This window comes from Nitrosomonas marina (assembly GCF_900110145.1).
Lineage (GTDB): Bacteria > Pseudomonadota > Gammaproteobacteria > Burkholderiales > Nitrosomonadaceae > Nitrosomonas > Nitrosomonas marina.
Map to the genome: position 1 here is coordinate 177,462 of NZ_FOCP01000006.1, position 10,167 is coordinate 187,628.

Annotated in this window: 9 protein-coding genes; 3 read left to right on the plus strand and 6 right to left on the minus strand. The window is 43.5% G+C overall.

All coding sequences use genetic code 11. From position 1 onward, the window contains the following. Positions 1-49: 49 nt before the first annotated feature. The 3 genes from BMX44_RS06270 to BMX44_RS06280 all read right to left on the minus strand — a co-directional run bounded on the left by BMX44_RS06270 (position 50) and on the right by BMX44_RS06280 (position 4,525). Positions 50-865: a hypothetical protein gene (locus tag BMX44_RS06270; RefSeq protein WP_090629683.1), complete on the minus strand. Its 816-nt coding sequence runs from the start codon at positions 863-865 to the stop codon at positions 50-52. Between the two features lie 68 nt (positions 866-933). Then, the gene (locus BMX44_RS06275) at positions 934-2,313 is read right to left on the minus strand and encodes a dockerin type I domain-containing protein (RefSeq protein WP_143056899.1); all 1,380 of its coding nucleotides are present in this window, start codon (positions 2,311-2,313) and stop codon (positions 934-936) included. Between the two features lie 34 nt (positions 2,314-2,347). After that, the gene (locus BMX44_RS06280; protein ID WP_177167693.1) at positions 2,348-4,525 is read right to left on the minus strand and encodes a TonB-dependent receptor; all 2,178 of its coding nucleotides are present in this window, start codon (positions 4,523-4,525) and stop codon (positions 2,348-2,350) included. Between the two features lie 321 nt (positions 4,526-4,846). Between BMX44_RS06280 and zigA the strand changes: the two genes are divergently transcribed. The 3 genes from zigA to BMX44_RS06295 all read left to right on the plus strand — a co-directional run bounded on the left by zigA (position 4,847) and on the right by BMX44_RS06295 (position 7,273). Further along, entirely contained in the window at positions 4,847-6,046 is a 1,200-nt protein-coding gene (gene zigA, locus BMX44_RS06285; protein ID WP_090629698.1) for a zinc metallochaperone GTPase ZigA, read from the plus strand. A 3-nt stretch (positions 6,047-6,049) separates the two neighbouring features. Continuing rightward, positions 6,050-6,715 (plus strand): DUF1826 domain-containing protein, encoded by a 666-nt coding sequence (locus BMX44_RS06290; RefSeq protein ID WP_090629702.1) that lies wholly within the window; start codon positions 6,050-6,052, stop codon positions 6,713-6,715. Between the two features lie 93 nt (positions 6,716-6,808). Then, entirely contained in the window at positions 6,809-7,273 is a 465-nt protein-coding gene (locus BMX44_RS06295; protein ID WP_090629707.1) for a Fur family transcriptional regulator, read from the plus strand. Between the two features lie 475 nt (positions 7,274-7,748). On the opposite strand, the gene BMX44_RS06300 is transcribed toward BMX44_RS06295, so the two are convergent. The 3 genes from BMX44_RS06300 to BMX44_RS16785 all read right to left on the minus strand — a co-directional run bounded on the left by BMX44_RS06300 (position 7,749) and on the right by BMX44_RS16785 (position 9,929). Further along, positions 7,749-8,117: a hypothetical protein gene (locus BMX44_RS06300; protein WP_090629711.1), complete on the minus strand. Its 369-nt coding sequence runs from the start codon at positions 8,115-8,117 to the stop codon at positions 7,749-7,751. A gap of 688 nt (positions 8,118-8,805) precedes the next feature. Further along, a complete protein-coding gene (locus BMX44_RS06305; protein ID WP_218143927.1) occupies positions 8,806-9,453 on the minus strand; it encodes a DUF4457 domain-containing protein in 648 nt (215 codons plus the stop codon). Between the two features lie 329 nt (positions 9,454-9,782). Continuing rightward, positions 9,783-9,929 (minus strand): hypothetical protein, encoded by a 147-nt coding sequence (locus BMX44_RS16785; RefSeq protein ID WP_177167694.1) that lies wholly within the window; start codon positions 9,927-9,929, stop codon positions 9,783-9,785. Positions 9,930-10,167: the final 238 nt, after the last annotated feature.

Consider the following 10,167-nt stretch of genomic DNA (forward strand, 5'->3'; position numbering starts at 1 on the left):
TTAAACAGCCAATTGCAACCGCTTTCAATGTTTCTGACTTATCGATGTATTAATGCGCATCAATAATTTCCTCAGCTTCAATCAGTTGAAACTGATTGTTACCGCTGTATTGCATTTTTACCTTGTAAACAGTACCCAAAGCATTGACATGCTGAATAGTCAATAAGCCGGTCTCAGCAACAAACACAGCATTATTGTCCAGAGCGTCAGCTGCTGATACCGCCAGTTCGAAACTTTCGGTTTCCAGTCCGCGATTGAACACAATCGCTATCGGAGATGCAGCTATAGACACTGATGTATTGCTTTGTGGCAAGGATTCAAATAGTTTGAACTGAATGCGATATGCGCCGGCACTGCCGCCTGGTGAATTCGATGCGTCGAATATCGTGAAGCTCAAATGTTCATGCACACTGCCATTACTGTCAACTTCACCGATCACGCCCGCTGTCTCACTGACACCACTGGTATTGAATGAAGTGACATTACTGAGTATATCGGTGATTTCAATTCTTTCACCGTTGGGCACCACATCAGTCCATTGCGCGCCATCCCAGTAAAGCAGCTGACCGACAGGCTGGAAGCGCAACCAGTTACCGGGTGTGAAGGCACCTGCTTGAACATTGACGTCAACGCCCGGATCATCCGTAACAAACGGACCGCCGCCCAGATCGCCAAAATCGGTTTCAAACAGCACGCTGTCGGTAAATATTTCAGCACCGACGCGCCATGGATTTATATCGCCTTCATGCAGCTCGTGACCATGATCGTGATCATGGTCATGGTCATCTTCTGCTACTGCATTTGCAGCTGAAAGTATAAAAATTAAAACGACTGTGTTACAAACAACTTTTAACTGTTGCATCATGTTTAAATCTCCTTTTATAGTAAGTTATAGTTATTGACGTTAAAAACTGGCCAGGCTAATCATTTTTATCAATCAATCTGATTGGGTAACGCATCAACTTCATTTAAATATTCCACTGTAAAAAGTGAATTCCCGGCATTTTTCAGCGTTACCCGGTAAAATTTTTCATTCACAAAAACTGCTGGGATTTCAAGAAGCCCGGTTACTGCATCATACTGGGCCGGTGATGCGTAGCGGGAAATATCGGGTTGCAGCGTGGTCAACATGAACGTACGGTCATCCTGTTGTTTTAACTCCGCGCGGTAATGCCTGCCGTCCGTATGGATGTCGTTTAGGTTCAGAATGCCTGAAGTCTGGTCGTAAGTCGCGGCCGCATTTAGTGCAGTCGCCGGCGCCTCGACCGGAATACTGCAAAGTCTCAGTGTGCATAGTGTTTTAGCCAGCAGCGCATCGTCTCGGGTGATGAAGCCATCTTTGTCGACATCGAAGGCTGCATTGCTGGCATTTAACGTTTCGTTGTTCTGCGCCGCCAGAAGAATCAATGCGACATCAATCCGGTCAACATCGCCATCCAGATCCACGTCACCGGGAATTGAAATCGGAAGCTCAGGCTGTTGTGGCAGATCAATGTTGCCTGATTCTCCTGTGAGAGATTTCAAAGCCGCGCCGAATGCAACGGAGTCGATTCCAGCATTAAACAAGATCAGAAACGGATCAGATGGAAAGAAGCGTGCATTGGAAACCAGCTGCATTTCGATCAGATAAGCACCATCCGGGCCTCCCGTTTCACCATCCTGATTTTCCAGAAAGAAGCTAAGATGCGTATGTAAAATGCCATTAGCGCCGGTAATATCGACAACCAGTTCCTGACTGCCATGTATTCCGTTTCCCGAAAATACGGTACTGCCGTCAAAGCCGAGTATGTTTTCGCTGAAGCAAAGCAATTGACCGGCGCACTGAGAAAAATCGCTGAGTATCTCGGCACTGGCTTCGAGTCCGCCAAACAACCGGATTTGTACCTTCGGTGGTGCGTCATTCCAGGTCGATAGTGCCGGGTCCCAGTATTTCAGTTTGCCTAATGCGCGGTAACTGAGCAGTTCATTGGGAAGCATTGCGCCGCGAATGGACTGAAAGCCGGGATTTCGGGTGCTGAAATCGCCACCGCTCAGATCGCGAAAGTCGACCGGAAAAATACGTTTTTTTGTTATTGCCTCAATCGGCAGCGTACCGTCTGGTAGCCCCAATGCGTCTGCCAGACCGTCCAGGTCACAACCGACTGCGGCGGTTGTGCGGCAAAATCCGGCAAACAAGGCATTGCCTTGTCCCCAGACTTCGACATCCAGGTGCTGCGCAGAAACCGGCTGGCTCACCAGCAGGGCAATCAGCAACAGGACGCAGAAACGGGCGGAAAAGCGACTTGCTTTGCAGGGTGGTAAGCGAAGCCTCATTTGTCTTGTTTGTGTAGCGGAGCACATGTCATATTCAAAATGTGGCGCGCAAACCAAAAATGAAACTGCGGCCCGGCTCTGGCGCGAAATTGCGCAAAAAAGAAACCGAATTGCGGATTTCCTCGTCAAGCAGATTGTATCCTTTAGCAAACAGCCACAAATGACCCCATTTACCTGCTTTAAACTGATAGTCTGCCGATGCAGTCAATAAGTGGTAACCGCTTGTTGGTGTTTCGTTTGCACCTGGATAGTCTTGTTCCTCCGCACGTGTATAACGTAGCGCCGTGCTCCATATCTGGTTACCAACCCCCAGTTCGGCACCAAAGCGCAACGGGGGCATACGGGGCACGTCTTCACGTTCACCGTTGACGAAACGGCCGCGTACATAATCAGAAAACAAGGACAGCGACAGATCGCCGTAGGGCATCTGGTAAAGCGTCGCGTCGACTCTGGATTCATAACCGATGAATTCAGCGCTACGTTGATCGTATGCTAATATTGATACGCATTCCACAACACTGACGCAACGCTGCCGTATGACTTCGTTGTCAACTTCATAAACCAGGCCGGTATTGCGCTGATAAATAAAATCGCTGGTGCGGCTATAATAGCCATTGAACCGCATATTGATGCGCTCGGTTTGCCATTCAAAACCCAAATCGACCATGTTTGCGGTTTCATTGTTTAACCGAACATTGCCAACATCTAAACTGCGTGTAGACAAATGCGGGCCGAATGAAAACAATTCCTGGATATCCGGCGGACGTACGCCATGATTGTATGTCAACGTAGCTGTAAAATCCTCTCGTGGATTCCACTGCAAACCTAAAGACGCAGAAACCGCCTGAAAATCAAGTGAATTGGGCAGCGCCACTGGTGACAACGCACTACCACGCAGCCTTAATTCGTTTGCTTTGGGATTAACCTGGGAATGCTCGAATCGTAGACCGCCCAGCAAGGACCAATTGTTCAAGGTGTATGTTTGCGTGGTATAAACGCCGATTGACAATTGATTGGTCTTAGGGATAAACGTCTCGACACCGAGTGCCGAAAATTTCCGGTCAATCCATTGCACACCGAAACTGCCACTCAGGTTGCGCAGTAGATTATGCTGCATTTCAACTCGACCTTCTCCGGTGTCATTTTTGAATCGCGTAAACGGTAATCCACCTTCCAGCTCGGTATGGCCGTAGTCGACCAGACCATAACGAAAACTGATGCTGTCAATACCCCGTACCGGTTCATACCATTCAGATTTGAAATCGTAACGCGTTTGTTTCATATTGACGCGGATATTGGGAAACAAAGCCTGCGGACCGAAAATATCTTCAAACCCTGTCAAATCATTCAGTCTTGGCAAAATCGTTTCCAGGCCCTCCAGATGATTTGGGTCGAGACCATGACTGCCTCTGGGAACGCCGTACCGATTATCGGTGTGGGAAACTGACATTCCTGCCATTACTTGATCACCAAACCAAGAAAGACCCGTAAAACCGCCAATAGCTTTGTTGTCAGTGTTGGGTATTTTGCCGCTGGCGTTGTTTATTTCCGTCAATCCCAGTTGTTCCGCCGCAAAGGTTTCATCAATGGCTTTACCGGGTATCCTGATATCACTGCGGTCACGAAAAAAGCCGCCAAGATTGAGTGCGAACCGGTCTTTCCCGGTGTTTAATGCAAAGGCCGAATGCGTGCCGCTGCCGTTGGTGTTATAACGGCTCTCGACGATGCCACTGACGGTTTTCTTTGCACGTCTCTCCGGAATACGACCATCGCTGACATCGATAATACCGCCGATTGCGTTGCCGCCGTAACGAACTGTCTCGGGACCTCTCAGGATTTTAATATCATGTGCAAACAGCGTATCGATCGCCAGTGCATGATCGGGGCTGAGGCTGGTCGCGTCGTGTGTGCCTATGCCGTTTTGCAGGATACGTATACGCGACCCTGTCAAGCCCCGGACTACTGGTATGCCGACACCGGGACCGAAAGACGCGTTACTGACACCAAGTTCTTCATTCAATGTTTGACCAAGCGTATCACTTTGCTGCAATTGCAGTGCACGCCCTTTCAGTGTGGAAGAGCTCGGTTTTGGCACTTGCTCTGGCGTGGTACCGATAATGTTTATTGGTGTCATCTGTATCACGGGTATACTTTCGTCAGGCATTGAAGAAGTGTTAGGATCTGTTGTTTCACGAAGTTTATCTTCTGCCAAGGCATTTTCGTTGACTGAGGCGCTACTTGCTAAAACTATAAAAAAAATCGCTATTAATCGAGCGAATAGATGCATTTTGAATAAAATGATGATAGTTTGCTACAATGAGGGGTTGTAATCGATAATTTCTTGTCATTAAAGCATTATTATTCAATAATTCTTAGAATTGACCGACTTTATTTTTCTGTATTGATTTATTGAGCCATTGCCATTGCGTTTTGCAAAAGACCAGATCCAAAGATTCAATTAAATAATTTTATCTATTTGATGATATGATATATCATAACATAATTTAGTTGAACTCAATTTTATAATAATTTTATGCAAGATGATCGTCTGCCTGTAACTGTGCTTTCGGGTTTTCTGGGTGCGGGCAAAACAACCGTTCTGAACCATATTCTTAAGAATCGAGAAGGATTGCGTGTCGCGATTATTGTCAATGATATGAGTGAGATAAACATCGACGCCACTGTTATCGATAAAGAAGTATCATTGAATCGATCCGAAGAAAAGCTGATTGAATTTAGCAATGGCTGCATCTGTTGCACGTTACGCGAAGATCTGTTAGTTGCAGTACGCAAACTTGCCAGCGAGAAAATATTTGATTATCTGATCATTGAATCGACAGGTATATCGGAACCACTGCCGATTGCGGAAACGTTTACTTTTGCGGACGACGAAAGCACCGCTTTATCTGAAATTGCACGTCTCGACACAATGGTGACCGTTGTTGATGCGGTTAATTTTCTGAAAGATTATGAAGAAGCCAAAATGCTGCAGGAAGCAGGCGAAAGCCTGGGTGAAGACGATGCACGCAGCGTCACTGATTTGCTGATCGAACAGGTGGAATTCAGTGACGTGATCTTAATCAATAAAACTGATCTGGTTAATTCAAAGACATTAGAAAAATTACGGACTATTCTGAGTTGCTTGAACACGCAAGCTGAAATCATCGCAATCGAAAACGGAGACATAGATCTTTCTAAAATCCTGAATACCGGAAAATTCAGTTTTGAGCATGCACAGCAGGCGCCGGGCTGGTTAAAAGAAATGCGTGGCGAACATATCCCGGAAACCGAAGAATACGGTATTGGCAGCTTTGTCTATTCAGCCAGAAAACCATTTCATCCGCAGCGTTTCCACGATTTTCTCCATCACCCCTGGACAGAGGGAAAGCTGCTTCGGTCCAAAGGCTTTTTCTGGCTTGCAACACGGCCCGATTATGCCGGACAGTGGAATCAGGCTGGCGGCATTGCACGCTATGGCTATGCTGGAATATTCTGGCAAGCAGTACCCAGAAACGAATGGCCACATGATGAAACTCAAATAGCGTCGATCATGGAAAAATGGCAGGAACCCTATGGAGACCGACGACAGGAACTTGTTTTTATAGGACAGAATCTTGATCAGCATGCTTTGTGCCAATGGCTGGATGAATGCCTGCTGACCGATGAAGAGCTGGAATCCGGAAGGAATTGCTGGATTGGTTTAGAAGACCCATTTGATTCCTGGCAGGCGTGACATATGGCTACAGCGTGCGTTAATAACAAACCTTCAAGTATTCAGTCCGGGCCGGATTCAAGCATTTCTATAACCGGACATGCACCTGAAATCCTGACGCACATCTATGATACCCATATCAAGTTGTGTATCTATAGACGCACGATGAATGCTGAAGTACATGATTACGCAAATTTTCTAAAAAACACTTTTCACACTCTCCAGTTAACACAGACAGCATCTTTACATAATCTTAACGATCTGTTGTGTGCATCACTACCACAACATCAATATCGCCAATCTTTTATCAATGACATGTACACTGTGATGGAAATGTTCGCATGTTTATTCGAACTCAATCAAATTGGTTTTAGATTGTGCGTGTTAAATAAATCAATGTGTCCGCGTTTCCATACCGATAAAGTACCTTGCCGCCTGATTACATCGTACGCTGGAAAAGGAACCGAATGGCTTGATTGCAATGCATATTCATCGAATTTTCTTGAAATGCTCAATCAAAAATCCGGACACTCTGATTCAGTACAAAGATTGAACTCGGGTGATATTGCTTTATTCAAAGGTGACAAATGGGAAGGACATGATAACTCTGGCGTTATTCACCGTTCACCTGATTTAAATGTCGATGAAACACGGCTGTTGTTATCTTTGGATATCATTCATCAAAAGTGATAAATGAATTCAACACACACTTTTCTTTCATTCCATGACAAGTGTATAAATATGGGTATCTAAGTATTTATTTAATAAATTCAATTAAACGAAATGCCGGTTGAAATTGAAAAAATTATCAAAAAATTACAGGAAGCCTGCGCTCTTGCCGGAGTGAAGCTGACCAGCAAGCGCAAAAATGTGCTGATAGTGTTATTAAATTCCCAAACACCGCTATCTGCCTACGAGATCGCCGACAGATACAAAGCACATTTTCAGGGGTCGTTGCCAGTCATGTCGGTTTATCGCATACTGGATTTTTTGATCAAAGAAAAATTGGTACACAAACTGGAAACTTCCGGCCAGTATATATCGTGTGCACATATCGCGTGCGATCATCAACATGAAGCGCCACAGTTTCTTATATGTGATCGCTGCGGCAGCGTGATGGAGGTGGGACTGAAAAAACCTATCGTCGATGAGATAGAGCGCAGCGTTCTGGATACCGGTTTTACCTTGGCGCATAGACAGCTGGAATTGCATGGTATATGCAAGCATTGCCTTAATCGTACCATTTAATAAAGCATATCAGATGCAGAATTTTCTATAAACTGTTCTGAATTGCAAATAAACCTGGTCTATTGCAAGTCCTCGAATATGGTGGATCGTTACGCCATGTGTACAAACCAGAATCGGGTGTTTTCTATATCCAGAATTCCAGAAATGGCTCAGCGCATAACAACAAAGCATCGTCACAACTGTCTTGGCGCAAATTCTGAAAAGGTTGCTGATACCAATAAAATCACAATTTAATTGACTTTATTTTCAAGCAGCATGCTGAGTTCAACAATCCGAACTATAGTTGATATCAATCATCGTTCCTTATAACTCCTATCTTACAACCCAAGAAAGCAATATATGGCGCTGGTACTTTTCAAACAAACTGATTAAACCGGACACACAAAAAAACCCACCAAAGTGGGTTTTTTTGTGTGTCCGGTTCTGTTTGCGTTCTTGTTCCTAGTCCATCCGTTCAGCCACCAATATCATCCGATTAGTTTGAAGATAACGATACTGGCTGTAAGGTTTGTTCCGCCGCCATTTTTTCATGATAAGCAGCTTTTTCCAGATTTTCTTCGACAGCCATTTCTAACTGATGGAGTTTAAACACTACATGCTCCTTGAAATGTTTTGCATTTCTACCCAGGAAAGCCGTGCTTGGTTTATTTCTCACCGCCTCAATTTCGTCTTCAATTCTGGCTTGATATTCATCAGCCTGCTCTTTGTAATGCTGGGCCAATGTTGAATGATTAGCATTGTTTTGTTGAACGGAACCAGCAGCAAAAGCACTTACCGGTAACGCACCCAAAAGAAGCGTAAACAAAAATATAACTGTGAATGTTTGAGCTGTTGCTGTTTTCATGATGGTTCCTCCTGCATCAAATTAATTCATCTTGGCAACAAGTCTAATCAATCCAGCAATCAGTGCCTATTGGGGTTACTATTAATCTTGACTAAGTGAAACCATCAAAAACTCAAAAACTGTCTGCAGGCAAAGAGCTTTTATTTGACCATATCAGGAATATTTTCACCAACAAAAACAGCTGCTAATCAGGATTAGCTGCTGTTTATGAGCATTAGTCATTTCTAGCGTGCGCGCATCCAGAAATAAATAATCACGCAAGAGCCGAGGCAATCCGCTGTCACGATTTTGTTACGTCATGAAAAAATTGAAGCGAGCGAACCTGACTGCTTTTACACGAGCGGTCGAATATTTTGTACAGAAAAAATAAAGCCAAAAGCAGGCTGAGAAACGCATAAAACACAGCTTATCATTAATTTTATAGAAATATTTTTGACACAAAATATAAAAAATAAAAAAACTAACAAAGTTCTCGTTTTCGGGTTCAGAATTTATTTAAACCCGGATTTTTGGAAAACACAATATCGGATGAAATAGCAAAGCACCCGGCATTCATCAATACCGAAAATAAAAAAGCTTCCAGCATCGCGGAAGCTTATGAGTAAATACTTTCAAAAAATCAGACTTCTGCTTTTTTAATTCATCTCTATTCTTTTTAACATACGAGATTATCCACCTCTGATCAGTATCAGCTCAGTCTGCTTCTGATCGCCAACATTCCAAGTAAACCAAGAGCCAGCAGACTAATTAATCCGGGTTCTGGTACAGGGGCTGGTCGAGGAGCAGACACCTCCGCTGTAAACCCAATGTTTTGAAAGTCAACCTGCCTATTGGTGCCAGTCAAGAAAGCGGTTACAAATTGAACATTTAATGGCGCTGGAAGCACAATATCTTGTGCCAGTATTCCTGGGAAGCTACCCAATGCAGGCTGTACTCCTAATGTCCCTACTTGCACGTTAGAACTATTAAAAAAAGTAAAATCAATGTTGTCCACATCATAGTTTTCACTTGTATAGTTCCAGAAATGCAATGTGCTGATGTCATATTCTTGACCGAAGTCAAACAAAAGTTCTAGTCCACCTCCCACATTATTGGCTGTGTACCAGATATGGGTATTTTGATTATGAAATTCAGTCGCAGTCGCAGAAGGTGCATCGATTACCTTATCAATTGTATTACCGCCATTAAATGTATTGTTGAAACTGCCAGGCGAAGTACCTGCCCCAACTGAAACACTAATATTCGTGTTATTAAGATAAATCGGCGCTGCAATTGAAGTTGAAATACTGAATGAAATTAGTAGTAAAGCACTCGATACGAATATTCTTATCAACATATATATTCTCCTTGTTTTCGATGTTTTTTTGGCTTATTCGTCTTTAAGTACTGATAAGCAAGAAATGTGCCTGCTTCTAGATTTATATTAATATCATTACCTTACAAATACCAAAATTAAATATAAAAGAGAAATGTAAAAAATATCGACATAGGCGTTTCAGTTTAGCGCTTATATATATTTTGAAGAGTATAAGCAGATACTTTGTGAGATCGAGTGAGCCCAACGGAATAAATCATTAATTTGCCTAAAGTATACTGTCATTTTGTTCTATGAAAAATCAGCTGAGATACTTCGCTAACAACCCGCATAACTTTTTCAATAAGAAATTAATTTATCATTATCCTGAATTCATTTATAAAACAATTACATTCCACGCCCATATCATACAAGCGCCCTAATTCATCGGGCTGTTTTGCTTGTTCAGCAACAACCACCTCCATTTTAAAATCGGGATTGTTATTTATAATGGTCACACTTCCGCTCCTCAATCGCTGTATTCGCCTGACAAGCAGTGAACCGTCTTATTGGCAAGCCAAATAAATTCTTTCATGCATATGGAGAGAACAACAAAATCAGCCATTGTTCTGATGGAATGGATCGATTATGGCAGCATAGGTGTTGACACCGGTCGAAAATTGACCAGAAAAAGCTAGTTGTACCGGTTGAAAATTGACCAGGTAATTCACGTATCCTGCCTAAATTTTAGGCAGG

Excerpts from the sequence above, each read along its gene's own strand:
- BMX44_RS06270 (WP_090629683.1), bottom strand. The coding sequence starts at position 865 with ATGATGCAACAGTTAAAAGTTGTTTGTAACACAGTCGTTTTAATTTTT.
- BMX44_RS06275 (WP_143056899.1), bottom strand. The coding sequence starts at position 2,313 with ATGAGGCTTCGCTTACCACCCTGCAAAGCAAGTCGCTTTTCCGCCCGT.
- zigA (WP_090629698.1), top strand. The coding sequence starts at position 4,847 with ATGCAAGATGATCGTCTGCCTGTAACTGTGCTTTCGGGTTTTCTGGGT.
- BMX44_RS06290 (WP_090629702.1), top strand. The coding sequence starts at position 6,050 with ATGGCTACAGCGTGCGTTAATAACAAACCTTCAAGTATTCAGTCCGGG.
- BMX44_RS06295 (WP_090629707.1), top strand. The coding sequence starts at position 6,809 with ATGCCGGTTGAAATTGAAAAAATTATCAAAAAATTACAGGAAGCCTGC.
- BMX44_RS06300 (WP_090629711.1), bottom strand. The coding sequence starts at position 8,117 with ATGAAAACAGCAACAGCTCAAACATTCACAGTTATATTTTTGTTTACG.
- BMX44_RS06305 (WP_218143927.1), bottom strand. The coding sequence starts at position 9,453 with ATGTTGATAAGAATATTCGTATCGAGTGCTTTACTACTAATTTCATTC.